General features: G+C 71.2%; 19 protein-coding genes. 11 read left to right on the plus strand and 8 right to left on the minus strand.

Annotated features, from left to right (window positions below; translation table 11 throughout):
* Positions 1 to 435 (plus strand): cbb3-type cytochrome c oxidase subunit I (locus ACZ5VQ_RS29285; protein ID WP_469107499.1); only part of this gene is annotated, 435 nt, incomplete at its 5' end.
* Entirely contained in the window at positions 432 to 788 is a 357-nt protein-coding gene (locus ACZ5VQ_RS29290) for a hypothetical protein (protein WP_469107500.1), read from the plus strand. The genes ACZ5VQ_RS29285 and ACZ5VQ_RS29290, both read left to right, overlap by 4 nt.
* A gap of 184 nt (positions 789 to 972) precedes the next feature.
* Here the strand turns inward: ACZ5VQ_RS29290 and ACZ5VQ_RS29295 are convergent, their stop codons facing one another.
* A complete protein-coding gene (locus tag ACZ5VQ_RS29295) occupies positions 973 to 1,734 on the minus strand; it encodes an SDR family oxidoreductase (RefSeq protein WP_469107501.1) in 762 nt (253 codons plus the stop codon).
* A gap of 106 nt (positions 1,735 to 1,840) precedes the next feature.
* On the opposite strand from ACZ5VQ_RS29295, the gene ACZ5VQ_RS29300 reads away from it, so the two are divergent.
* Complete coding sequence (locus tag ACZ5VQ_RS29300; RefSeq protein ID WP_469107502.1) at positions 1,841 to 2,725, plus strand: sigma-70 family RNA polymerase sigma factor; 885 nt, start codon at positions 1,841 to 1,843, stop codon at positions 2,723 to 2,725.
* Positions 2,726 to 2,807: 82 nt separating this feature from the next.
* The gene (locus ACZ5VQ_RS29305) at positions 2,808 to 4,043 is read left to right on the plus strand and encodes a glycosyltransferase (protein ID WP_469107728.1); all 1,236 of its coding nucleotides are present in this window, start codon (positions 2,808 to 2,810) and stop codon (positions 4,041 to 4,043) included.
* Between the two features lie 63 nt (positions 4,044 to 4,106).
* Here ACZ5VQ_RS29305 and ACZ5VQ_RS29310 read toward each other — a convergent pair whose 3' ends face one another.
* The gene (locus tag ACZ5VQ_RS29310) at positions 4,107 to 5,546 is read right to left on the minus strand and encodes a M6 family metalloprotease domain-containing protein (RefSeq protein ID WP_469107503.1); all 1,440 of its coding nucleotides are present in this window, start codon (positions 5,544 to 5,546) and stop codon (positions 4,107 to 4,109) included.
* A 186-nt stretch (positions 5,547 to 5,732) separates the two neighbouring features.
* Positions 5,733 to 6,395, minus strand: coding sequence for a TetR/AcrR family transcriptional regulator (locus ACZ5VQ_RS29315; RefSeq protein ID WP_469107504.1), 663 nt, complete (start codon positions 6,393 to 6,395; stop codon positions 5,733 to 5,735).
* 156 nt (positions 6,396 to 6,551) lie between these two features.
* Here ACZ5VQ_RS29315 and ACZ5VQ_RS29320 point away from each other — a divergent pair, with 156 nt between their 5' ends.
* The gene (locus tag ACZ5VQ_RS29320) at positions 6,552 to 7,802 is read left to right on the plus strand and encodes a YncE family protein (RefSeq protein ID WP_469107505.1); all 1,251 of its coding nucleotides are present in this window, start codon (positions 6,552 to 6,554) and stop codon (positions 7,800 to 7,802) included.
* A 123-nt stretch (positions 7,803 to 7,925) separates the two neighbouring features.
* Here the strand turns inward: ACZ5VQ_RS29320 and ACZ5VQ_RS29325 are convergent, their stop codons facing one another.
* Entirely contained in the window at positions 7,926 to 9,785 is a 1,860-nt protein-coding gene (locus ACZ5VQ_RS29325; protein WP_469107506.1) for a cellulase family glycosylhydrolase, read from the minus strand.
* Between the two features lie 98 nt (positions 9,786 to 9,883).
* Positions 9,884 to 11,851: a GTP-binding protein gene (locus ACZ5VQ_RS29330; protein WP_469107507.1), complete on the minus strand. Its 1,968-nt coding sequence runs from the start codon at positions 11,849 to 11,851 to the stop codon at positions 9,884 to 9,886.
* A gap of 259 nt (positions 11,852 to 12,110) precedes the next feature.
* Here ACZ5VQ_RS29330 and ACZ5VQ_RS29335 point away from each other — a divergent pair, with 259 nt between their 5' ends.
* The 6 genes from ACZ5VQ_RS29335 to ACZ5VQ_RS29360 all read left to right on the plus strand — a co-directional run bounded on the left by ACZ5VQ_RS29335 (position 12,111) and on the right by ACZ5VQ_RS29360 (position 19,506).
* Positions 12,111 to 12,617 (plus strand): (2Fe-2S)-binding protein, encoded by a 507-nt coding sequence (locus tag ACZ5VQ_RS29335; protein ID WP_469107508.1) that lies wholly within the window; start codon positions 12,111 to 12,113, stop codon positions 12,615 to 12,617.
* Positions 12,614 to 15,007, plus strand: a complete 2,394-nt coding sequence (locus ACZ5VQ_RS29340; protein WP_469107509.1) for a xanthine dehydrogenase family protein molybdopterin-binding subunit — start codon at positions 12,614 to 12,616, stop codon at positions 15,005 to 15,007. The genes ACZ5VQ_RS29335 and ACZ5VQ_RS29340 overlap by 4 nt, the downstream gene beginning before the upstream one ends.
* Positions 15,004 to 15,864, plus strand: coding sequence for an FAD binding domain-containing protein (locus ACZ5VQ_RS29345; protein WP_469107510.1), 861 nt, complete (start codon positions 15,004 to 15,006; stop codon positions 15,862 to 15,864). The genes ACZ5VQ_RS29340 and ACZ5VQ_RS29345 overlap by 4 nt, the downstream gene beginning before the upstream one ends.
* Before the next feature lie 430 nt (positions 15,865 to 16,294).
* The gene (locus ACZ5VQ_RS29350; protein WP_469107729.1) at positions 16,295 to 17,194 is read left to right on the plus strand and encodes an AAA family ATPase; all 900 of its coding nucleotides are present in this window, start codon (positions 16,295 to 16,297) and stop codon (positions 17,192 to 17,194) included.
* Between the two features lie 61 nt (positions 17,195 to 17,255).
* Positions 17,256 to 18,410 (plus strand): vWA domain-containing protein, encoded by a 1,155-nt coding sequence (locus ACZ5VQ_RS29355; RefSeq protein WP_469107730.1) that lies wholly within the window; start codon positions 17,256 to 17,258, stop codon positions 18,408 to 18,410.
* Positions 18,403 to 19,506 carry an XdhC family protein gene (locus ACZ5VQ_RS29360; protein ID WP_469107511.1) on the plus strand — a complete coding sequence of 368 codons (1,104 nt, stop codon included), beginning with the start codon at positions 18,403 to 18,405 and terminating at the stop codon, positions 19,504 to 19,506. The genes ACZ5VQ_RS29355 and ACZ5VQ_RS29360 overlap by 8 nt, the downstream gene beginning before the upstream one ends.
* A gap of 36 nt (positions 19,507 to 19,542) precedes the next feature.
* Here ACZ5VQ_RS29360 and ACZ5VQ_RS29365 read toward each other — a convergent pair whose 3' ends face one another.
* From ACZ5VQ_RS29365 to ACZ5VQ_RS29375, 3 genes are all read right to left on the minus strand, one after another.
* Complete coding sequence (locus ACZ5VQ_RS29365) at positions 19,543 to 20,481, minus strand: aminoglycoside phosphotransferase family protein (RefSeq protein ID WP_469107512.1); 939 nt, start codon at positions 20,479 to 20,481, stop codon at positions 19,543 to 19,545.
* An 87-nt stretch (positions 20,482 to 20,568) separates the two neighbouring features.
* A complete protein-coding gene (locus ACZ5VQ_RS29370; RefSeq protein ID WP_469107513.1) occupies positions 20,569 to 21,084 on the minus strand; it encodes a metallophosphoesterase family protein in 516 nt (171 codons plus the stop codon).
* 27 nt (positions 21,085 to 21,111) lie between these two features.
* Entirely contained in the window at positions 21,112 to 23,580 is a 2,469-nt protein-coding gene (locus ACZ5VQ_RS29375) for a SpoIIE family protein phosphatase (protein ID WP_469107514.1), read from the minus strand.
* Between the last annotated feature and the right edge of the window lie 389 nt (positions 23,581 to 23,969).

A 23,969-nucleotide genomic window follows, 5' to 3' on the forward strand; every position in this document is an offset into this window, starting at 1 on the left:
ACCGGCAAGATGCTCGACGAACGCCTCGGCAAGATCACCTTCTGGACGCTGTTCATCGGCTTCCACGGCACCTTCCTCGTCCAGCACTGGCTGGGCACGAACGGCATGCAGCGCCGGATTCCCGACTATCTGGCCGTGGAAGGGCTGACGGTCCTCAATACGGTGTCCAGCATCTTCTCCTTCGTCCTCGGGCTGTCGCTGCTGCCGTTCTTCTACAACGTGTGGAAGACAGCGAAGTACGGCGAGAAGGTCGAGAGCGACGACCCGTGGGGGTACGGCCGTTCGCTGGAGTGGGCCACGTCCTGCCCGCCGCCGCGGCACAACTTCCTCACCCTGCCGCGGATCCGTTCCGAGTCCCCGGCCTTCGACCTGCACCATCCCGAAATCGGCGCCGCGGGCGCCCAGTTGCCTGTTGCGGAGAGGGTTCTGCGATGACCGCGATGGACGAACGGCCGGTCGATGCGGGTGCGCTGATCAACGAACTGGAGGGACATCTCCTGATCGAGGCCACCCTGGGTGAGGGGCGCGCCGAAGCGGGCCGCTTCACCCGGCAGTTCGGGTGGCTCACCGACAGTCAACGGGCCGAGGTGGAGGAGCGGTTCACCGAGGCGTACGTGGCGCTTGCGGGGGTTTCGTGGCAGCGGACGGTTCAGCGGGGCGCTGAACTGCGGGGTGAGTATGAGGAGGCTTATCGGGTGTTGCGTCGGCGGCTGCTTGCGGTGTGGTTGCTCGGGGTGGGGCTCATCTGCGGGGCTGCCGCTGTGGTCGTCCCTCTCGTCCGACCATGACGTGGAAGGCGTTCCGCTCCGCGGGGACCGTTCGATGGCTGCGGGCCGTCCGTGGCTGGTCACGCCCACGATGGGGGTCCCCCCGCTCGAGCGAAGCCGAGAGTGGGGGAGGAGCCGCAGAATGTCACAGCCCCGCGCCCCTTACGGGGGCGCGCTGTACTGCACCGGAACCCACCAGTCCCGCTCAGCCGACCCTCTCCGCCAAGAAGTCCTCCCACGTCCTTTTGCCCACCGTCGTGTTCGTGAGGGAGAGGTTGTCGCCTGCCCGGTACGCGTGGCCTGCCTTTCCCGGCATGCGGACCGGGAGCAGAGGGCGGCGCTTGCCGTGGGCCTTCAGGTAGGTGGTAAGCAGGTCGGCCAGGCTGTAGACCGTCGGGCCGGTCAGGTCGGGGACCAGGCCGGCCGGCTTGGCCAGGGTCAGTTCCACCAGTCGGGCGGCCACGTCGCGGGAGTCGACCGGCTGGAAACGGAGTCCGCCCGGGACCGGGATCACGGGCAGCCTTGCCATCCCCTGCGCCATCTTCAGGACCAGGTCGTGGAACTGGGCGGCCCGCAGTGTCGTCCACGGGAGGCCGGAGTCGGCCACGGCACGCTCGGCGCCCAGCTTGGCCCGGAGGTAGCCGAGCGGGACCGTGTCCGCGCCGGTCACCGAGATGTACACCAGGTGCCGTACCTCGGCGCGCGACGCGGCCCGCACGAGGTTGCGTGTCGCCTCGTCGTCGCCCTTGGGGCCGCCCGCGAGGTGGAGGACGGTCTCGACTCCGGCCAGCGCGGCCTCGATGCCCTCGCCCTTGAGGAGGTCGGCGGTCACGTACTCGACGCCGTCACCCGATGCGCGGCCGCGCCTGCTGAGGACCCGCACGTCGTGGCCGGCCTCCCGCAGGAGGGGGACGACGTGGCTGCCCAGGGTGCCCGTACCACCGGTGACCAGGATGGGAGTGGTCATGGTTCCTCCGTTATTCGCTCGGCCCGGGAGTCCGGCTCCCGGTACCTTCGGCTGGGTTTTTGTGGATCTACTGCCATGACCCCGGCCGACGAAGGAATGTGACACGGTGAACGAGCTCGACTGGCTGACCGAGGGTTTCAAGGAGCACCGGCCCCGTCTGCACGCGATGGCGTACCGGATGCTCGGTTCCGCGAGTGAGGCCGACGACGCTCTTCAGGACGCCTGGCTGCGGGTCGGTCGCGCCGACACCGACAGCGTGGAGAACATCGGCGGGTGGCTGACGACCGTGGTGGCGCGGGTGTGCCTCAACATGCTGCGCTCGCGGGAGCACCGGCGTGAGGAGTCGCTCGAAGCGCAGGTACCCGTTCCGGCACGTGGTCAGGACGACCGGCGCGATCCCGAGGAGGAGGCGCTGCTGGCCGACTCGGTCGGGGTGGCCCTGCTGGTCGTGCTGGACACGTTGTCCCCGGCCGAGCGGCTCTCCTTCGTCCTGCACGACATGTTCGCCGTGCCCTTCGACGAGATCGGTCCGATGCTGGAGCGTTCTCCGGCCGCCGTCCGACAGCTCGCGAGCCGTGCCAGACGCCGGGTCAAGGGTGCCTCACCGCTGCCCGAGGCCGATCTGGCCCGTCGGCGCCGCGTCGTGGACGCCTTCCTGGCCGCCACCCGCGGCGGGAACTTCGACGCGCTGGTCGCCCTGCTCCACCCGGACGTGGTGCTGCATGCCGACAGGTCGGTCATCCCGACGCCCGAGCCCGTAGTGGTGAGCGGGGCGCACACGGTGGCCGAGGGCGCGATGGCCGCCACGGGCCGGGCCCGGTTCACCGGTGCCGCGCTGGTGAACGGTTCGGTCGGACTCGCGATGGCTCCGCGGGGGCGGCTCTTCCTGGTGCTCACCTTCACGATCACGGACGACATGATCACCAGGATCGACGTCGTCGCGGACCCCGACCGCCTCGACGCACTGGAGCTCGCGGTGCTCGACGGCTGACGGTTGTGCGGCGCGTCGGCGTGCGGACCCTATGACCCGTACGGCACGCGCCGCCATACTGGCCGTCGTGCGAGTAGCGATCATGACGGCGGGGTCGCGGGGCGACGCCGCGCCGTACACGGGACTTGGGCACGGGCTGGCGCGAGGCGGGCACGAGGTCACCGTGGTGACGCACGCGTGCTTCGAGCCGCTGGTGGCGGCCGCCGGGGTGGGGTTTCATCCGCTGCCCGTGGATCCGCGGGCCGAACTGGAATCCGTACGCGGGCTCGCCCTGCATCGCAGTGTCACCGGGATCGGGAAACTGGCCCGGGTGGTCGAGATGGCCAGGTCGCTGGTCGGAAAGATGGTCGACGATCTGGTGGCCGCGGCCGGGGCCGCCGATGTGCTGTTGCTGTCCAGTTCGCTGGGGCCCCTCGGTCATGCCATCGCCGAGGGGCACGCGCTGCCGAGCATGGGTGTCTATCTCCAACCCCTGGCGCCCACCGGGGAGTTCGCACCTCCGGTCATCGGCACCCGCTCCCTGGGTGCGACCGGGAACCGTCTCGCGGGACGGGTCGTCAATGTCGCCGTCGAGCGCGTCTTCGCCGACACGACCCGGTCGCTGCGGGCCCGGCTCGGGCTGCCGCCGCTCGGTTCGCGTGCCGCCCGGCGTGCCCGTGAGCGGCAGAACTGGCCGGTCCAGCACGGCTTCAGCCCGCTGGTGGTGCCCCGGCCGCGCGACTGGCGGCCCGGTCTGGGCATCGCCGGGTACTGGTGGCCGTACGACGGCGAAGCCCAACTCCCGGGCGGGCTGCGGGACTTCCTGGACGCCGGGACTCCTCCGGTCTTCTTCGGTCTCGGCAGCGCGACCGTGCCGAATCCCGAGCGGTTGGGCGAGGAGGTCGTACGGGCCCTGCGCGCGGCCGGGGTGCGTGGTGTCGTGCAGCGGGGCTGGGCCGGGCTGGAGGCCACCGGGGACGACATGTTCACCGTGGACGAGGTCCCGCATTCGGCGCTCTTCCCGCGGATGGCCGCGGTGATCCATCACGCGGGTGCGGGCACGACCGCGGCCGCGCTGCGGGCCGGTGTGCCGGCCGTGCCCGTTCCGATCCAGTTCGACGAGGCGTTCTGGGCCGCCCGGCTCGTCGCGCTCGGGGTGGCGCCGGAGGCCGTTCCGCTGCGCGGGCTCGGTACCGAGGCGCTCGGCGGTGCCGTGGCGCGTGCCGTCACCGATCCCGTGTACGCGCACCGCGCGAGGGCGCTGGCCGGCCGGCTCCGTGACGAGGACGGGGTGGGTCCCGTCCTCGCCGCCGTGGACCGGCTGGCCGGAGGAAACTGAAGCGCCGTGAGCGGCCGGCACCCTGCCTCGCGGTCGGGGCACCGCGGCCCCGGCGACAGCCCTCTACGCCACGGTGATGTGCACCGTCATCTCGTCGGCCCCGGGGGTGCCCACCGTCTCGATGGTGACCCCGGTCCAGGTGCCCTGGGGCAGGTTCAGCGCCGGAGCCGTCTTCTCGCCGACGGTGGTGCTGTCCTTGAACGGGTACAGGTCGTTGCTGTCACCGCGGTTGCCCCGGCCGAACATCCGGGAGAGGTCGCCGCGGCCGTCCGCCTGGAGGAGTTCGATGGCCAGGTTCTGTTCGTCGTTGACGTTGTCGATCGACTCGTCGACGACGTAGACGGCGATCCCCTCGTCGGGCAGGAAGGCGTCCTGGCCGCGACGGCGACGGTACTCGACGAGTATGTACTGGCTGTCGGACATGGTCGCGGGGTTCTGGACGAACACCGCTTCGCCGTCCTCCGCGGCGGGCCGCAGCCTGATGTCCCGGGTGGTCTTGTTCACCACCTGGGGCTCGATCCAGCCGTGGAACATGCGCAGCATGGCGGTCGGGAAGACCGGGGTCAGACCGCCGTTGCCCCATGAACCGCCCGCCATCAGGCAGTAGTTGCCGAGCCCGGCCGAGCGGGTCAGCTGCTGCTGCCCCGTGTCGTAGTAGTCGGCCCAGCGTGCCGCGAGGTGGCCCCACTCGTGTGCGCAGACGCCGACGGCACTGTCCTCGGGGACGGTCAGGAAGGTGCGCGCGGACAGGCCCGGACCGACCTCGACGCCGCCGGGGATCGTCCACTTGAGGCTCCACAGGTCGCCGCGCTGGGTCGTCTGCTCGGCTCCGCGTCCGGCGTGGATGACGAACAGGGCGGTGACGACTCCTTCGTCGAGCGCGTCGAAGGAGGTGAAGTCGACTCCGGCGTCGCGGGCCGCCAGTACGGCGTCACGCGCCAACCCCTGTGAGTTGCGCGGGAAGTTGGCGTTCATGCCCGAGTTGCCGTCCGCGTAGAAGGACAGCGGTTGCGGCATCCGGAACCAGCCGTGCACCGCGCCCTGGACGTCGATGCCGGTACTCGGTGACGTGTCGAAGGCGCTGACGTCGCGGTAGAACGAGCGCATGCTGCCGGTCGGGAACTCGTCGAGGCCGAAGAGCATGCTGTCGTAGTGGCCGGGGCCGTGGTCGACCTCGTGCGGCTGGTCGGGAAAGTCGACGAGCAGCACCAACGTCCGGATGGTTCCCCGGAGTTGGGACGACGGCCGCGTGATGAGCTGTTTGTCGGTGCTGGGGCCCGGGTCGAGGGCTCCGTCGTCGAGGCCGACGAGGTTCTCGCCCCGTCGTCCCGCTCGCCAGACGGTGTAGTACTCCTCGAACGTCATGTTCCCGGGCAGGCGGCGCTGTTTGAGCAGTTCGAGATAGCGGGCGTACAGCTGCGCCAGGGCCTGCGGCGAGAGCGGTACGGGGCAGGCGGTGGAACAGTCGTGGACTGGTCGTACAGGGCTGAGCGTATGACGCATCAGGCACCCCCTTCAGGGGACGAACCCCTCTTGCCGGACACGGAACATCCAGAAAAATCCGGCCATGCGAAGGCCGTACGCCTTCTCATAGTTGGGGGCGGCTTCCCTGTCAATGTCCGCCCGTGGAGCGGAGCTTGACGCCCGGAAGCGGAACCCTCCGGTCCTCGCCCGCTCCCTCACCGGAGCCTACGCGTCCTCCGGCCGCCACCCCGCCGGTCGCAGAATCCCCAGCAGCAGCCCGACCAGTTCGTCCACCACCTCGTCGAGGCTCGCGTCGACCCAGCCCGAACTCCAGTCGTGCAGGAGGCCGTTGACGCCGCCGATGAACGCGGCCGCGGCGACCCGGTAGTCGCGGGGCGCCGCTTCGCCCCGGTCCGCGGCGGCCGTGGCCTCGGTGCAGATGAAGTCGACCCAGCGGGAGCGGCGGGCCAGCCGCTGCCGTTCAAGGCGCGGGCTGACGCCGATGATCTCGATGAAGGTGATACGCAGGCGGCGCGGATCGCCGGTGACGTTGGCGGCGTAGGCGCGGAAGGCTGCCGTGGCGCGTCCCTCGATCGGCAGTCCGTCCGCCTCGGCGAGGCCGGTCAGGGCGGCCTCCTCGGCCCAGTCGTTGACCTGGAGGTGGAGAGCGGCCAGTACGTCTTCGAGGGTGCGGAACTCTTCGTAGAACTGGCGGGTGGACAGGCCGGCGGCCTCACTCAGGGCGGAGACGGTCGTGGCGCGGTAACCGGGGGCGTCCCCGAACAGCTGGAGTCCGGCGTCCAGGAATCTCCGGCGACGCTCGGACTTCCGCTCCTCGGCGGTCTTGCCACCGTAACGGCCGGTCGGCGCTCTGAGCCTGCCCGCCACTGAACCTCCCTGATCGGCCCGATGGCCAATCTTGTCCTGTCCGGAGTCTTGTGGAGAGCGGGCCCCTCTACTTACTTTCCAGTAAGTCCAATCTGAACGCGTGCGTTTTCAGATTCTGTGCCTTGTCATGCTCCCCACACATAGGAGAGATCGGTCATGTCTGCCTTCAGAGCCCGGCACGCCTGGTCCATCGCGACCGCCCTCGTCCTGGCCGTCACCGCGCCGGCCACCGTGTCCGCCGCACCGAACGCCTCCGCGGATCTGCGAGAGGTGATGTTCGTCGGCAACAACTGGGAGGGCACCGCCGACGTCATCAAGCCCACGGGCGACTTCGCGAAGGTCGGCCGGATCAACGTCATCCCGGACAAGGCCGAGCGGATGGCCGAGATCAACGCCGATCCGATCAAGTGGATCGCCTTCATGACCATCCGCAACAGTGTGGGCGAGGGACACGACCAGTTCGTCGACGACATGTACTCCACCCCCGACGGCAGGTCGATGGTGGTCTCCCGCCCGAGCTTCGCCGACGTGGTCTCGATCGACCTGGCCTCGGGCGACATCAACTGGCGCTTCCCCGTGTCGGGTTTCCGCGCCGACCACATGGCGGTCTCCCCCGACGGCACCCGGGTCGCCGTCTCGGCCTCCACCTCCAACACCGTGCACGTGCTGGACATCAACACGGGCAAGCAGGCGGGCTCGTTCGCCACGGGCGACAAGCCGCACGAGAACATCTTCACCAGCGACGGCAAACAGATCTGGAACATGGGGATCGGCGACGTCAACACCGCGACCGACGCCCCCTGGCTGGACTGGACGAAGGGCGACCGCAAGATCACGGTCGTCGACGCGACCACGTTCAAGCAGGTCAAGGTCATCGACATGCGGCAGCGGCTCGACGCGATCGGCCTCACCGACTACTCCGACGCGGTCCGCCCGGCGGCCTTCAGCCCGGACGAGTCGAAGCTGTACTTCCAGGTGTCGTTCTTCAACGGCTTCTTCGAGTACGACATCGCCACGGACCGGATCACCCGCACCAAGACGCTGCCGATGAACCCCGCGACCAGCACCGACCGCACCACCTGGGTCAACGACTCGCGCCACCACGGCATCTCGATGAAGCCCGACGGCACGAAGATCTGCGTCGCGGGCACGATGGACGACTACGCGACGGTCGTCGACCGCGCCACCCTCCAGGAGGGCCCGCTCGTCACCGTCTCCAAGCCCTACTGGGCGACCGTCAGCGGTGACGGCAAGTCCTGCGTGGTCTCCGAGAGCGGCGCCGACCAGGTCACGGCGATCGACTTCGCCACCGGCAGGAAGACCGTGTCCGTGGCCGTCGGCGACCACCCGCAGCGCGTCCGGCTGGCCCACGTCCCAGCCAACTGGACGGGGACGACCACCGACTGACCTGCTCCGCCCGCCTTCCCCGCGCCCCTTGGGGGGCGCGGGGCTGTGACATTTTGCGGCTCCGCCGCGTGGGTGCGACCAGCCACGACGAGCCGGCAGACGGAACACCCGCCGACAGAGCCTCTAGTTGAACTCGGACGCCATCCAGGAAGCCAGCTCCGAACGCGCCGCGCTCAGCACCGCGGCGGACGGGGCGGTCGCGCCGTTGGTGACCAGGGCGTAGTGCAGCACGCCCGAGTCCGCCGCGGTGAGCAGCAGCCGACGGCTGCCGGTGCCGCCCGGCTCGGCCGCCGTGGCGATCGGGGTGGTGCGGGTGTACGCCGGCGGACCGAACACCGTTCCGAGGTCGGAGACCACCGTGGTCGACGAGTTCGGGAAGGACGCCGGAAGGTGCAGTTCCGTCGGCTCGGCGCTGCCGTCGGAGCGCCAGACCTGCAGCGCGTACTGGCCCGAGCCCACCAGCTGCGAGACGTTCGGCAAGGAGCTCGGCACCGGGTTCCACGTCAGCGTCGTGGAGCCGTCCCGTGAGCGGTCCTCGAAGGTGAACGCCAGCGAGCGGCCCGCGGTGGCGCTGGGGTAGACGCGGTCGAGCATCCGCGCGTCCTGGCGCAGCACGGCCTTGCCGGAGTCGTCGAGGCGTACCGCGGACAGGTCCTCGTCGTTCCAGGCGTCGCCCTCTGTCTGCACCTCGTTCGGGTTGTCGTTCATCAGCTCGTGGTGGCGGCCGTTGTAGATGTCCCACTGCCACTGGGAGCCGGACAGGACGGGACCCGAACTCGCCGGGTCAGCCCACCAGCTGGCGCCCTTCACCCGGGAGTCGAGGGCCTGGTACATCGCCTTGTAGACCGTCGGCGCCTTGTCGGAGACGGAGCCGGTGAGCGGGTGCCCGAACTCGCTGATGATCGCCGTCGTCCCGGTGGCCGTGGCCCGGTCGCGGACGGTGCCGAAGTCGCCGACGTACTGGCCGTCCTCGGCCTTGCCCCACATGAAGACGCCGGAGATGGCCTTCTGGTCGTAGAAGTGGGTGTTGAAGACGTAGCGGGACCCGAGGGTCGCGTCGAGCAGTCCGCCCTCCTGCTTCTGGAAGTCGATGTTGGCGTTCCAGAAGAGGTTCGGCTCGACGAAGGCGGGCTTGGCCTGCCAGCCCGCCGCGTCCATACGGGCGCGGAACTTGACGTAGAACGGCCACAGGACGTCCTTCTCCCACACCCGGCTGGTCTGGCCCGAGTCGTAGGTGCCCGCGTGCGGCTCGTTCCACGGGTCGAAGCCGACGACGCCCGCGAACTGGGTCGCGGTGAGGTTCTGCTTCACGTACGCCATCGTCTTCTGGGCGGTGTCGAGGAAGGCGTCCTGGAGCCCGTACTCGTTGTGCCAGAAGTCGTACGTCGCCTGTGTCACGGCCGCGTTCGAGGTGATGTTCTGGCCCCAGAACGGGCAGATGCCGCAGTACTCGTCGGGGTAGTCACCGAGGTCGACGGCCCACTTGGGGGCGCCGTCGCCGGTGTACCAGCTGTCCGGGTCGAACAGCCAGCGGGAGTAGAGGTCCTGGTGGAAGTCGGGGTACACACGGATCCCGGCGTCCAGGAACGCCCGTATCTGGTCGGTCGCGGCGGCCAGGTAGGCCGGGTCCACCTGGCCGCGCGTGGGCTCCGCGTACGCCCAGGAGAGCAGGAAGCGGACCGAGTTGCCGCCGCCGAGTGCCCGCAGCGCGGTCGCGGACTTCTTGGCGTCCGCGACCGAGGCGAAGGGAAGGCCGTTGTTCTCCTTGAGTTTCGTCTCGCCGGAGACGTTGTAGCCGCGGAGCACAACCTCGCGGCCGAGGCCGTCGGTGAAGCGGCCGTTCTGGACCGTGAGGGTCGCGGCGGCGGCCGGGTCGAACCACAGATCGTCGGGGAGGGCTGAGGCGGGCTGAGCTCCGGTGGTCGTCAGGAGACCGGTCAGGAGTACGAGGACGCCGAGCAGATGCGCACGCAACTTCGACATGTGCACAACAGTCGTGGGTGCGTCTTCGGCCCGTCAAGACTCCTGACTTGAGAGTAAGTCACCTTTTCCGGAATGGAGTTGTGCCCATAACCCGCCGATCACCCGCCGATTCGCCGCGTGACGTTCAGCAGGTACTCCTTTCGGTTGAGCGGGTTGTGATCGGTACGCGGCCGCTCCCGGACCGTGCCGCGCGCGAGCGGCGCGTAGTGGTCGAACGCGGCCTCCAGCTCGCCCTCTCCGCTGGTCAGACCCGGTAGCTGTTGTTCGAGGCCGTGTACCTGCGCCGCGGGGATCGCCCCCTCCAGCACACATGACGGGCCCCGCGTCTCCGTCGTCCGGGGCACCGCCCGCAGCCCGGCGAGGACCGGGAGCAGGGCGCCCAGGGTGTCCACCGGGGCCTCCAGGCGGAATCTGTGCATCGGCTCGTACACCTGACTGCCGGCCTCTCGCAGTGCCTCCATCAGCACGAGCGGGGTGAGGCCGCGGAAGTCCGCTCCCGTGCTCGACATGCTCTTGTCGAAGCCCTGGTGTGCGTGGCTCTGCCGGGGCGAGTAGCCGGAGTGGGTCATGGTCACCGTGCAGTCGGGGACCCGCCAGCCGTGGATTCCCTGGTCCAGGGTCTCCCTCACGGTGTCCTCGACGGCCTTGAAGAAGGCGTACGGCATCGCCCCCAGCTCGACCTCCAGCCGGAACTCCACTCCAGAGCCGACCGGCGCCGGATCGACGCGCAGCCCGACCGTGGCGAGGAACGGGTTGGGTTCCTTGCCGTTGAACTCGACCGCCGCGCCGCTTCCGACGGGCCGCTCGACACAGATCGTCGTCGTCTCGCGGAAGCCGACGTCGAGGCCGAACTCGTCGGCCAGCGTCGCCTGGACGACCTCCTTCTGCACCTCGCCGTAGAGGGACACGGAGATCTCCCGCCGCGTGCCGTCCAGACGCAGGTTGATCAGCGGGTCCTGCTCGGCGAGTTGGGTGAGTGCGGTGTGCAGGGCGCCCCGGTCGGCGGGGCGGTTCGGCACGACGACGGTTTCGAGGGTCGGCGGAGCGAAGAAGTGCTCGTACGACGGGCGGGGCACACCGATGCTGTCGCCGATCCTGATGCCGTCGAGGCCCCACAGCTTGCCGATCCGGCCGGCGGACAGCAGGCCGTCCCCGGCGTCCGAGCCGCGTTCGAAGACACGGACCGCGGTGACCTTGCCTTCCCTGCCGCCTCCGAAGGTCACCCGGTCCCGGGTGCGCAGGGCTCCGGAGAACATCCGCGCGTACGCGACCCGCTCCCCCGCCCGGCCCCGCTCGACCTTGAACACCGTGCCGGAGACCTGTCCTTCGGTGTCGCTCTCACCGGCCGGGAGCAGGTCCCTGATGCCGGCGATCAGCTCGTCCACGCCGGCGCCCGTCATGGCGGAGCCGAAGAACACCGGGTGCACGAGGGCCTGCCGGGTCTGGTCCGCGAGTGCCGTGCGGAGCAGACCGTCCGGCACACCTCCCTCGACGTATGCGGTGAGCAGCCGGTCGTCGTGGTCGGCCAGCACGTCGAGCGCGTCCGGGGCGAGCCCCGCGGCGAAACGCGCCTCGGGCGTGCCCTGTCCGACGGTCCGCCCCATCGGGACGACGGCCGGGGTGAGGCGCTCGGTGACGGCCCGGAGCACGGCCTCGTCCCGTGCGCCCCGGCGGTCGATCTTGTTGACGAAGACGAGCGTGGGAACGCGCAGCCGCCGCAACGTCCGCATCAGGACACGCGTCTGCGCCTGGACGCCCTCCACGGCCGAGACCACGAGCACCGCGCCGTCGAGCACGCTCAGCACCCGCTCCACCTCGGCGATGAAGTCCGGGTGGCCGGGTGTGTCGATGAGATTGACCGTGACGTCGTCGATCTCGAACGAGACGACCGCGGACTTGATGGTGATACCGCGCTGTCGTTCCAGCGCGAGGGAGTCGGTCTGGGTGCTGCCGGCGTCGACGCTGCCGATCTCGTCGATGATCCCGACGGTGTGCAGCAGCCGCTCGGTCAGGCTTGTCTTACCGGCGTCTACGTGCGCCAGAATTCCCAGGTTCAGCGTGTGCACCGCTTGTCATGTCCTTTGAAGTGAGGGGGATTCCTTTCTGGGTGGACATGAACGGTGCGCGCATTGCTGCTCCTTGATTCCGGTCGACTGTGCCTCGCGGCTGATCCCTTTCAGTGCATCAGGCCCTGGCATCCGCGAGCAACGGATTAACGCTCAACAAAGCCTGTCGCGGCACTCGCCCCTCCCCGGACGCGGTCCTAGAGTGACGCCCATCACGTCCGGTGGCTGATTTCCCTCGCACGGTTCCCTGGGAGGGCACATGACCCGTATCTCGGTGAAGGTGGACGGCACGACGTACGAGGACGAGGTGGAACCCCGTCTTCTGCTGATCCACTATCTGCGTGACCGGCTGGGTCTGACCGGCACCCCGATTGGCTGCGACACGTCCAACTGCGGGGCCTGCACGGTCGACCTGGACGGCGAGACCGTCAAGAGCTGCTCGGTGCTCACGGTCCAGGCCGACGGGAGCGAAGTGACCACCGTCCAGGGGCTCACCACGAACGGGGAGTGGCATCCCCTGCAGAAGGCGTTCCACGAGTACCACGCCCTGCAGTGCGGCTACTGCACGCCAGGGATGATCATGGCCGCGCGTGATCTGCTCCGCGAGAATCCGCAGCCGAGCGCGGACGACGTACGGCATGCGCTGGAAGGCAACCTCTGCCGGTGCACGGGCTATCAGAACATCGTGCACGCCGTGCTCGCCGCTTCCGGGGCCCCCGAGGCGGACGTGGCTTCCGCGGCTTCCGGCCAGGAGGCGAGGACATGAGCGAGCAGACCACCGAGCGCGAGGTCGGCCGGTCCCGTGCCCGCAAGGAGGACGCCCGGCTGGTCACCGGCCAGACGAACTGGACCGACAACATCAGCGTCAACGGACTGCTGCATCTGGCCATCCTGCGCAGCCCGATGGCGCACGCCCGCATCGACCGTGTCGACGTGACCCCCGCGCTCGAACGGCCCGGTGTCATCGCCGCGTTCACCGGCCGCGACCTCGCAGAGGGGACGGCCTCGCTGCCGTGCGCCTGGCCGGTGACCGAGGACATCGTGCTGCCGGACCACCCGTCCGTCGCGGTCGACGAGGTGCGGTACGCGGGCGACCCGGTGGCGGTCGTCGTGGCCCGCGACCGGTACACGGCCGCCGACGCGCTCGAAGCGATCGAGGTCGACTACGAGCCGCTGCCCCCGGTGCTCGACCTGGAGGCCGCGCTCACCGACGACGCGCCACTGGTCCACTCGGACAAGGGAACCAACCGCTGCTTCGTCTGGCCGCTGGCCACGGGCGAGAACTACGAGGCGGTCAAACAGCGCGCCGACGTCGTCGTGCGCCGCCGCTATCTCCAGCAGCGGCTCATCCCCAACGCCATGGAACCCCGCGCGGTGGTCGTCACCCCGCTCGCCGCGTCCGGCGAGTACACGGTGTACTCGGCGACCCAGGTCCCGCACGTCCTTCGCGTGATGCTCTCCATGGTCACCGGCGTCCCCGAGCACAAACTGCGCGTGGTCGCCCCCGACGTCGGCGGCGGCTTCGGCTCCAAGCTCCAGGTGTACGGCGAGGAGGTCATCGCCCTCGACATCGCGCGGCGCCTCGGCCGGCCGGTCAAGTGGACCGAGTCCCGCTCCGAGGGCTACCTCGCCACCCACCACGGACGCGGCCAGGTCCAGGACATCGAGATCGCCGCGACCCGCGAGGGCAAACTGCTCGGCCTCAAGGTCGACCTGCTCGCCGACATGGGCGCCTATCTGATGCTCGTCACGCCGGGCATCCCGATCCTGGGCGCCTTCATGTACCCGGCGATCTACAAGATGGACGCGTACGACTTCACGTGCACGGGTGTCTTCACGACACGCACGCCCACGGACGCGTACCGGGGTGCCGGGCGCCCGGAGGCGACGTACGCCATCGAGCGGATCATGGACGAGCTGGCCGTCGAACTCGGCCTGGATCCGGTGGAGTTGCGGCGCCGGAACTGGATCGGGCACGACGAGTTCCCGTACACGTCGGTCTCCGGGCTGACCTACGACACCGGCAACTACGAGGCCGCCACCGACAAGGCGCTCACCCTCTTCGGGTACGACGAGCTGCGCGCCGAGCAGGCCAAGCGCAACGAGAGCGGCGACTCCGTGCGGCTCGGGATCGGGGTGTCCACGTACACCGAGATGTGCGGGCTCGCGCCGAGCCGGGTGCTGCGGGATCTGCGGTACGCGGCCGGCGGCTGGGAGGCGGCGAGCATCCGCATACTGCCCACCGGCAAGGTCGAGGTGGTCACCGGGACCAGCCCGCACGGGCAGGGGCACGAGACCTGCTGGAGCCAGATCGCCGCCGATGTGCTCGGGGTGCCCTTCGAGGACGTCGAGGTCGTGCACGGCGACACCAGGTCGGCGCCGCAGGGCATGGACACGTACGGGTCGCGCTCGCTCGTCGTCGGTGGCTCGGCCGTTCATCATGCCGCCCAGAAGGTCGTCGACAAGGCGCGGAGGGTGGCCGCGCATCTGCTGGAGGCGAGCGAGCACGATCTGGAGTTCACGGACGGCGCGTTCTCCGTGAAGGGGTCGCCCGAGGCGCGGAAGACGATCCAGGAGGTCGCCTTCGAGACGTTCTCCTCGCACGACCTGCCCGACGGCATGGAGCCGACCATCAACGCCGAGCACCTGGTCGACCCGGACAACTTCTCCTATCCGCACGGCACACACCTGTGCGCGGTCGAGGTCGACACGGAGACCGGGCGGACGTTGATCCGTTCGTACGTCTGCGTCGACGACGTCGGCCGGGTCATCAACCCGGTGGTCGTCGAGGGACAGGTGCACGGCGGGCTCGCCCAGGGCATCGCGCAGGCGCTGTACGAGGAAGCGGTGTACGACGACGAGGGCAACCTGGTCTCGGGCACGATGGCCGACTATCTGGTGCCCTCCGCGGTGGATCTGCCCGAGTTCACGACCGGCCGCACGGAGACGCCCGCCACCTCGAATCCCTTGGGGGTTAAGGGAGTTGGCGAGGCCGGGACGATCGCCTCGACACCCGCCGTCGTCAACGCGCTCGTGGACGCGCTCCGGCCGCTGGGCGTCCAGGACATCGCGATGCCCTGTTCACCGGGGCGGGTCTGGGAGGCCCTTCAGGCCGCTCGGTCCACTCGACCGGGAGAGGAGGCCGGGTCGTCATGATTCCTCCGGCATTCGAGTACGTCAGGCCCGCGAGCGTCGACGAGGCCGTACGGACGCTCGGCGACGCGGGCGAGGACGCGAAGGTACTGGCGGGCGGGCAGAGCCTGCTGCCACTGCTGCGACTGCGGCTCACCTTCCCCGAACTGGTCGTGGACATCGGCCGGATACCGGGGCTGCGCGGGGTGCGCGAGGACGGCGGCACGCTCGTCATCGGCGCGCTCACCACGCACCACGACGTCCTCGCGGATCCGCTGGTACGCCGTCACGCGGGCCTCCTCGCGGCGGCCACGGCGACGGTCGCCGACCCCGCGATACGCCATCGGGGTACCCTCGGCGGCTCGCTCGCCCATGCCGACCCCGCCGGTGATCTGCCTGCGGTGGCTCTCGCGCTGGACGCGGAACTGGTCGCGGCGGGGCCCGGGGGTCAACGGACCATCCCCGCGCGGGAGTTCTTCGTCGACTACCTCCAGACCTCGTTGCGGCCGGACGAGTTGCTGGTGGAGGTGCGGCTCCCGAAGACCGACGAGGCCGACGGCTGGGGCTTCCACTACGAGAAGTTCAGCCGGGCGGCTCAGGCCTGGGCCGTGGTCGGCGTCGCGGCGCTGGTGCGGCGAGACAACGGGCACATCGCCGAGGCGCGGATCGGTCTCAGCAACATGGGGTCCACTCCGCTGCGGGCCTCGGCGACCGAGGAGGCACTGGCGGGCGTGGGTCCGGACGGCGTGGCGGGGGCCGCGCGGTCGGCGGCCGAGGAGACCCGGCCGACCGGCGATCCGTCCGCCTCGCCCGAGTACCGGGCACATCTGGCACGGGTGCTCACACGGCGCTCGGTGCTGGCCGCCGCGGGGATGGGGTGAGAAGCCGATCGCAAGCATGGGCGGGGCGGGGTCAGGGTCCTGGTCGGAGTCGGGTGCAGGCTCGGGTTCCGGGCCGGGGCCGGGGTCGGGTGCAGACACGGGTGCCGAGCCGGGCTCCGGGCCAGGATCGGGGTCATCGCCGCGGCCGGGGCGCGGGCGAGATGCGGGCACGGGCACGGGGCCGGGCGCGGGCTCCGGCTCCGGCTCCGGCTGGGACACGAACTCGGGCTCGGACACGGGCTCAGAGGCCGGCTCGGCCTCGGAGTCCGGCTCGGGCACGGACACCGGCTCGGGCACGGACACCGGCTCGGGCACGGACACCGGCTCGGGCACGGGCGAGTTGTCCGACAGTCGGTTGGGCGCCGACGGGGCGTCCGGCGAGCGCTCGGGCGGCTTTGAGGCGTCCCTCGGCGACTCAGGCGGTGGCCGGTTGCCCGGTGGCAGGACCGCCTGGCCGACGGGGCCCGGCGACGTACGGGAGCGGCTTGAGAAGACCGGGTACCTCGTCGACGACGGCCTCGCGGTCGCGTGCTTCCTCGCTCTGAAGCTGCGTCGGCCGATCTTCTGCGAGGGCGACGCGGGCGTGGGCAAGACCTCGCTGGCGTCGGCCTTCGCCACCGCGCTGGACGCACCACTGATCCGGCTCCAGTGCTACGAGGGCATCGACGCCTCGCAGGCACTCTACGACTGGGACTTCCCACGCCAGTTGCTGCATCTGCGGGCGGCCGAGGCGGCCGGAGTCACCGACGCCGACCGCCTTGAGGGTGAGTTGTACGGGCGGCGGTTCCTGGTCGCCCGGCCGCTGCTGCGGGCCCTGGAGACCCAACCGTGCGTGCTGCTCGTCGACGAGATCGACCGGGCGGACGACGAGTTCGAGGCGTTTCTGCTGGAGCTGCTGTCCGAGTACACGGTCACCGTCCCCGAACTCGGCACCCTGCGCGCCGAGTCGCCGCCCGTCGTGGTCCTCACCTCGAACCGGACCCGCGAGGTGCACGACGCGCTGAAGCGGCGCTGCCTCTACCACTGGTTCGACCATCCCGGCTTCGCCCGTGAACTCGCCATCGTGCGAAGGCGGTTGCCTGGTGTGACAGCACGGCTCGCCGAGCAGGTGACCGGCCTCGTACAGGCGCTGCGCGCGGAGGATCTGGTGAAGCCGCCGGGGGTCGCGGAGACGATCGACTGGGCGGAGGCACTGGACGCGCTCGGCGCGACGGAGGTCGACGCGGAGCTGGCGGTGGCCACGCTGGGGTCGGTGCTGAAGTACCGGGAGGACCTGGAGCGGGCCCGGGGGCTCGATCTGGCGGCGCTGCTCGCTGTGCGTGGCGCGTGAGGCGTGTGAGGTACGCGGGGAGCGGGGGCGTGAGGTGACCGGGACGGAGCGCGAGGCCGGCGTGCAGGAGCGCGCCGGGGCGCCCGTCGACGTGCCCGCCGTCCTGGTCGGCTTCGCCCGTGCCCTGCGCGCCGCCGGGGTCGAGGCGGGGCCGGACCGCGTGCAGGCGTTCCTCGGCGCGCTCGACGTACTGCGACCAGGGATGCGGTCCGACGTGTACTGGTCGGGGCGGCTCACGCTGTGCGGGAGCCGGGACGATCTGGAGCGGTACGACCGGGTGTTCGCCGCCTACTTCGGGGGCGCGGTGTCCGAGGGCCGGGGGATGCGGGCCGCTCCCCCGCCGCGGCTGCGGATGACCGTACGGGAGGCGGGGCCCGCTCCCCGTGCGCAGGTCGAGGGCGAGCGGGATGCCGTACCCACGGCGGCCTTCGCGAGCTCCGCCGAGGTGCTGCGGCACCGGGACTTCGCCGGGCTCACCGACGCCGAGCGGGGTCAACTCCGGCGGCTGCTGGCCGAGTTCGCGCTGCGCGGCGAGCTCCGGCGTACCGCCCGGCTGCGGCCGGCCAGGCGCGGGGTCGTCGATCCGCGGCGCACCGTGCGGGAGGTGCTGCGGCGGGGCGGCGAGCCTGCGCCGCCCCGGATGCGGGCGCGTGCCGAGCGACCGCGCCGGGTGGTGCTGCTGGTGGACGTGAGCGGCTCGATGGCGGCGTACGCGGACGCGCTGCTGCGGTTCGCGCACGCCGCCGCGCACGCCGCCCCGCACGGCGGCGGCCGGGCGCGCACGGAGGTGTTCACGATCGGTACGCGGCTGACCCGGGTGACCCGTGAGCTGACGCACCGCGACCCCGACACCGCGCTGGCCGCGGTCGCGGCGGCCGTGCCGGACTGGCGGGGCGGCACCCGGCTCGGCGAACTGCTGCGGGGCTTCCTCGACCGGTGGGGGCAGCGGGGTATGGCGCGCGGCGCGGTGGTCGTCGTGCTGTCGGACGGCTGGGAGCGTGGCGATCCCGATCTGCTCGCGGCCCAGATGCGACGCTTGCACCGGCTGGCGCACCGGGTGATCTGGGCCAATCCGCGCAAGGCCCGTCCCGGCTATGCGCCCCTGGCCGCGGGTATGGCGGCGGCGCTGCCGAGCGTTGACTCATTCGTCGAGGGACACAGTCTGGCCGCGCTGGAACGTCTGGCGGCGGTGGTGAGAGGAGCGGGCGATGCGTGAGATCCTCCCGGCGCTCGGCCGGTGGTACGCGGAGGGCTCCCCCTTCGGTCTCGCCACGGTCGTCGCCGTCAGCCGGAGCGCGCCACGGGACCCGGGCGCCTCCATGGCCGTCGGTCCCGGTGACGAGGTCGTGGGCAGCGTGTCCGGCGGCTGTGTCGAGGGTGCGGTGTTCGAGCTGGCCCAGGAGGTGGTGGAGTCCGGCGAGGCACGGCTGGAGACCTTCGGATACAGCGACGACGACGCGTTCGCCGTCGGTCTGACCTGCGGCGGGGAGATCACCCTCCTCGTCCGGCCCGTCACGGCCGCCCTCGATCCGTCCTTCGGGGCGGTCGCGGAGTCGGTGGCCGCCGGCCGCCCGGTGACCGTGGCGACGGTGATCGACGGCCCGGCCCAGCGCGGCGCGACCCTCGCCGTCTGGGAGGACGAGGTGTCGGGCACGCTCGGCACGACGGGCCTGGATGTGGCGGTGACCGCCGACGCGCGGGGCGAACTGGCCCTGGGCGCCACGGGGCAGCGGCACTACGGCCCGCGCGGTGAGCGGCGCGAGGACGCCGTGACGGTCTTCCTGCACTCCTTCGCTCCCCCGCCGCGGATGCTGGTCTTCGGGGCGATCGACTACGCGGCTGCCGTGGCCCGCATCGGCGCCTTCCTCGGCTACCGGGTGACCGTGTGCGACGCCCGGCCCGTCTTCGCCACTCCGAAGCGCTTCCCGGCGGGCGTGGAGGTCGTCGTCGAGTGGCCGCACCGCTATCTGCACTCCACCCCGACCGATGAACGCACGGTGATCTGCGTCCTCACCCACGACCCCAAGTTCGACGTGCCGCTCCTGGAGGAGGCGCTGCGCCGGCCGGCCGCGTACATCGGGGCCATGGGCAGCCGGCGTACGCACGACGACCGGATGAAACGGCTGCGGGACGGCGGGCTCGGCGAGGCCGAACTGGCCCGGCTGCGCTCCCCGGTCGGCCTCGACCTCGGAGCGCGTACGCCCGAGGAGGTGGCCGTGTCCGTCGCCGCCGAGATCGTCGCGCTGCGCTGGGGCGGCACCGGCGCCCCGCTGACGGCGACGGCCGGGGAGATCCACCCGCGGGTGCGGTGACGCTGCATGACTCGGTGAAGGTCGAGTGTCCTCGTGTCAGGTCTCGTCGCGGTGGTCGGCGATGATCGCTTCGAGGTGGCGCAGGGCGGTGGTCACGCGGGCCGGGTCCTCCTGGAAGAAGGGGTCGTCGAGTACGGGCAGTGATCCGGCGAGCGCCCAGCCGCGTCCGCGTGCCCAGGTGGCGTCGTCGTCGCCGAGCGCCTCGCGGAAGGTGCCGCGCGCCGCGTCGGGCAGGAACTTCCACGCGGGCAGCACGTCGACGGCGGGGTCGCCGACGCCCAGCGTGCCGAAGTCGATGACCGCGCTGAGGTGGCCGTCGACGGACAGCAGGTTGCCCGTCGCGAGGTCGCCGTGGAACCAGACCGGCGGTCCGTCCCAGACGGGTGCCGCGAGCGCCGCCTCCCACACGGCCGTCACCGCGTCGGTGTCCACCGTGCCCTTCAGTTTGGCGATCTTCGGCCGGACCAGGGCGTCGGCGGCCAGCGAGTCGCGTTCGTCGCCCATGGGCACCCCCCGGAACGCGTTGCTCCACTGCGGTCCCGGACCGTCGGTGGCGTCGATCTTCCGCAACGCCCTGATGAACTCGGCCAGTTGTGCGGCCGCCCGCACCGGATCGGCGAGCCCCTCGGTGGTCGCCGTCTCGCCCTCCAGCCACCGGTAGACCGACCAGGGGAAGGGATAGCCCTCTCCCGGGACCCCCACCGCGAGCGGTTCGGACACCGTCAGCGGCAGATGCGGGGCGAGCAGCGGCAGCCAGCGGTGCTCCCGCTCCACCTGCCCGACCCAGCGCGGGTAGCGGGGCAGCCGTACGGACAGGACGTTGCCGAGCCGGAACGTCGCGTTGTCCATCCCCGACCGGGGCACCGGCGAGATCGGGAGCTCGGCCCACTGGGGGAACTGGACGGCGAGCAGACGGCGGACGAGATCGGCGTCGATGGTCACGTCGTCGTGGGCGTGCGGGTCACCGGATGACAAGGGTCAACTCCTGGGTGCGGACCGGGAAGCGGCCGACCCATCCCATCCGCCGGAACATTCACCGTCCACTGATTTTCTGCCGGACCGTCAGCCGTCCGCCGGTTTTCGGGGCGGCAGCCGGTGGAGTCGTACGTCGGTGAGCTCGCCGTTCCTCACCGCCGCCGTCATGTACGTGCAGTGCGGCTGGCGTCGGCGGTCGGTGGGCGAGCCCGGGTTGAGGAGGCGCAGACCGGTCGGGGCCGTGGTGTCCCAGGGGATGTGGCTGTGGCCGAAGACCAGGACGTCGAGGTCCGGGAAGCGGGCGGCACAGCGCGCCTCGCGGCCCTGGGCGGCGCCGGTCTCGTGGACGACTCCGACGCGCAGGCCGTCGAGGTCGGCCCGGGCGATCTCGGGGAGGCGGGCCCTCAGCTCGGGCCCGTCGTTGTTGCCGTACACGCCGACGAACCGGTTCGAGCGGCTCTCCAGGAGGTCGAGGGTGGCGGTGTCCACCCAGTCGCCGGCGTGGATCACGACGTCGGCGCGCGGGAGTTCGGCGAGGAGTGGCGCGGGGAGTTCCTTGGCGCGCTTGGGGAGGTGGGTGTCGGACATCAGGAGGAGGCGCACGTGATCAGCCTAGGGCGGGCTGTTCCGTCACGGCGGTTCGGTCAGGGGCGGTTCGGTCACGGCGATCTCGGCCCACACCTGTTTGCCGCCGCTGACCGGGACCGTTCCCCAGGTCGCGGAGAGGGCCTCGACGAGGAGGATGCCGCGGCCGCCGGTGGCCTCCCAGCCGATGCTGGTGGGCTTGATGGGCGTACGCGGTGAAGCGTCGGCGACGGCGATGCGCAGGCGGTCGTTGATGAGGGTGAGGTCGAGGCGGACCTGGCCGTCGGTGTGCACGAGGGCGTTGGTGACGAGTTCGGAGACGACCAGGAGGATGGCGTCGGACTCCTCCATGACGCCCCAGACGCGCAGGGTGCGCCGGGTGAAGCGGCGGGCGTGGCGGACGGCCTCGGGTACGCGCCACACCGTCCAGCTCTCGCGCAGCGGCCGCAGGTCGAGTCCGTCGTAGCGCATGAGGAGCAGGGCCACGTCGTCGCTGCGGTTGGCGCCCGCGAGCAGGGCGTCGGCGACGAGTCCGAGGTGGGCGGGGTCGGCGGCGGACAGCTCGTCGCACAGCCGGTTCATGCCGTCCTCCATGTCGAGCTCGGAGGACTCGACCAGGCCGTCGGTGGTGAGGGCCACGATGGTGCCGGGCCGGAGCGGCAGCGGGCTCATCGGGAAGTCGGCCTGGGTGATGACGCCGAGCGGCGGCCCGCCCTCGGTGACGACGATCTCGGTGGTGCCGTCCGGGTGGCGCAGGACGGGCTGCAGATGTCCGGCACGTACGCACCAGGCCGTGCCCTCCGCCATGTCGACGTCGACGTAGCAGCAGGTGGCGAAGAGGTCGGTCTCCATGTCCATGAGCAGCCGGTTGGCGTGCGAGACGACCACGTCCGGCGGGTGGCCCTCGACGGCGTACGCGCGCAGGGCGGTGCGCATCTGGCCCATGAGGGTGGCGGCCTGGGCGTTGTGCCCCTGGACGTCGCCGATGACGAGGGCGACATGGCTGTCGGGCAGCGGGATCACGTCGTACCAGTCGCCGCCGACCTCCAGGCCCGCCGTGGTGGGCAGATAGCGGGCCACGGCCTCCGCGCCCGGCAGCGGCGGCAGTCTGCGCGGGAGGAGGGTGCGCTGGAGCATTCCGACGAGTTCGTGTTCGGCGTCGAAGGCGTGGGCGCGCATCAGGGCCTGGCCCGCGAGGCCGGCGGAGGCGGTGAGCAGGGCGCGCTCGTCGGGTCCGAAGTCGTGCGGGGTGTCCCAGCCGATGAGACAGGCGCCGGCCATTCTGCCGCCGGCGGGCAGCGGGAGGATGGCGAGTCCGCCGGGGCCGACCTCGGCGAGCGTGGCCTCCAGCGGGGTTCCGGCCGGCCAGATGGCCGCGCGTCCGTCGCGCAGGGCGGCCGCCAGGGTCGGCATGGTGCGGACGGGCGCGTCGGGCCACTCCGAGCGCCACTCGGAGCGCCAGACCTCGGGCCAGGCCTCCGGTTCGGGCGGGTCCAGGACGGTGACGACGAGGCGGTCGCCCTCCAGTTCGGCCAGGGCGATCCGGTCGGCCTTCAGGGGCCGGCGCAGGGCGGTGACGACGGCCTGGCTGACGTCGTGGACGGTGCCCGCGGTGGCGAGGGCCGCGGCGAGGCGCTGGACACGGGCGACCTCGTTGCCGCCGGAGCGCAGCTTGGAGGCGTCGGCGACGGTGCCCACCAGCCGGGAGGGGCGTCCGTCGGCGGCCGGCAGCAGTCGCGCGCGCAGCCTGAGCCACCTCTGGTCGCCCGAGGGCTGGAGGATGCGGAACTCCAGCTCGCGCTCGCCGATGGACATGTGGTCGGACTCCACCACGGACATCAGCGAGGGCAGATCCTCCGGCACGGCCATGCCCAACAGGGTCTCGACCTTGCCGTCGAACTCCTCGGGGGCGAGCCCGAACAGCTCCAGCATCTCGTCGTCGACCTCGACGCGCCCGGTGTCCATGGCCAGGCTGAAGGAGCTGCTGGGCAGGTCGTCGGTGTCCGCGGTTCCGGTGGAGGGCGGGAAGGAGACGGCCTCGGCGAGCAGTTCGAGGCAGGTGCGGTCCTCGGTGTCGAAGCCGCCCGGGTTCTCGTTCACGGCGACCAGACAGCCGCCGCCGCGCGGGTCCGGGGGCAGCGGCAGGGCGGCCAGCCAGAAGTCTCCAGCGGGCATCGGGCGGGCGCCGGGGCGCACGGCGAGCTCTTCGGGACTGAGCCACAGGGGCCGGCCGAGCCGGTAGGCGTCCGCCGCGGGCGAGCCTCCGGAGAGCGGGTAGCTGTCGCGCAGCCCGTACAGGGACCGGGGTACGCCCGCCGCCTCGATCAGACACAGTTGGTCACCGCTGTCGCCCGGCGCGTAGACGGTGGCGAGCGTCGCGCGCCCGAACACGAGTACCTGTTCGAGCACGCTCCGTAGCCGTTCGGGGGTCCCGAGGTCCGCGTGAAGCGTCTTGAGGGCAAGTTCGGTACGCAGCGTTCTCGTTCTGCGTTCCGCAGCGCCCTCACTGACCACGTCCGCAATTACAGCGCTTCCGGGACGGCGGCGCAGCCCCTGTGACCGTTCGGAGGCAGGTCATGGGTCGGACGGGCCCCGGAAGCGGGGCTTCCGGGCGACCCGTCGGCCCGTATGTCTCCGTATGTCCAGGGGCACGGCAGCTCTCGCCATGGCCACGACAGGTCTCGGGCATGTCCTGGGAGCACGGCGTGTGGAGGGGGACGTCCGGCATCAGTTTCTGCCAGCGGTCCCGGTCGACGGAGGGCCCCACCACGTCGCGGATGGGGCGCGTCGCCCGGCCGGCGCCCAGGTCCCAGAGCTGGATGTCCCGTCGTTGTTGCCCGTGATCAGGGTGCGGCCGTCCGGGGTATGGGCGACGTCGAACGTCATGCCGGCGTGGTTGTCGA

It is taken from the genome of Streptomyces sp. NPDC033178 (assembly GCF_055577685.1).

Excerpts from the sequence above, each read along its gene's own strand:
- ACZ5VQ_RS29290 (WP_469107500.1), top strand. The coding sequence starts at position 432 with ATGACCGCGATGGACGAACGGCCGGTCGATGCGGGTGCGCTGATCAAC.
- ACZ5VQ_RS29295 (WP_469107501.1), bottom strand. The coding sequence starts at position 1,734 with ATGACCACTCCCATCCTGGTCACCGGTGGTACGGGCACCCTGGGCAGC.
- ACZ5VQ_RS29305 (WP_469107728.1), top strand. The coding sequence starts at position 2,808 with ATGACGGCGGGGTCGCGGGGCGACGCCGCGCCGTACACGGGACTTGGG.
- ACZ5VQ_RS29310 (WP_469107503.1), bottom strand. The coding sequence starts at position 5,546 with ATGCGTCATACGCTCAGCCCTGTACGACCAGTCCACGACTGTTCCACC.
- ACZ5VQ_RS29320 (WP_469107505.1), top strand. The coding sequence starts at position 6,552 with ATGTCTGCCTTCAGAGCCCGGCACGCCTGGTCCATCGCGACCGCCCTC.
- ACZ5VQ_RS29325 (WP_469107506.1), bottom strand. The coding sequence starts at position 9,785 with ATGTCGAAGTTGCGTGCGCATCTGCTCGGCGTCCTCGTACTCCTGACC.
- ACZ5VQ_RS29335 (WP_469107508.1), top strand. The coding sequence starts at position 12,111 with ATGACCCGTATCTCGGTGAAGGTGGACGGCACGACGTACGAGGACGAG.
- ACZ5VQ_RS29340 (WP_469107509.1), top strand. The coding sequence starts at position 12,614 with ATGAGCGAGCAGACCACCGAGCGCGAGGTCGGCCGGTCCCGTGCCCGC.
- ACZ5VQ_RS29345 (WP_469107510.1), top strand. The coding sequence starts at position 15,004 with ATGATTCCTCCGGCATTCGAGTACGTCAGGCCCGCGAGCGTCGACGAG.
- ACZ5VQ_RS29360 (WP_469107511.1), top strand. The coding sequence starts at position 18,403 with ATGCGTGAGATCCTCCCGGCGCTCGGCCGGTGGTACGCGGAGGGCTCC.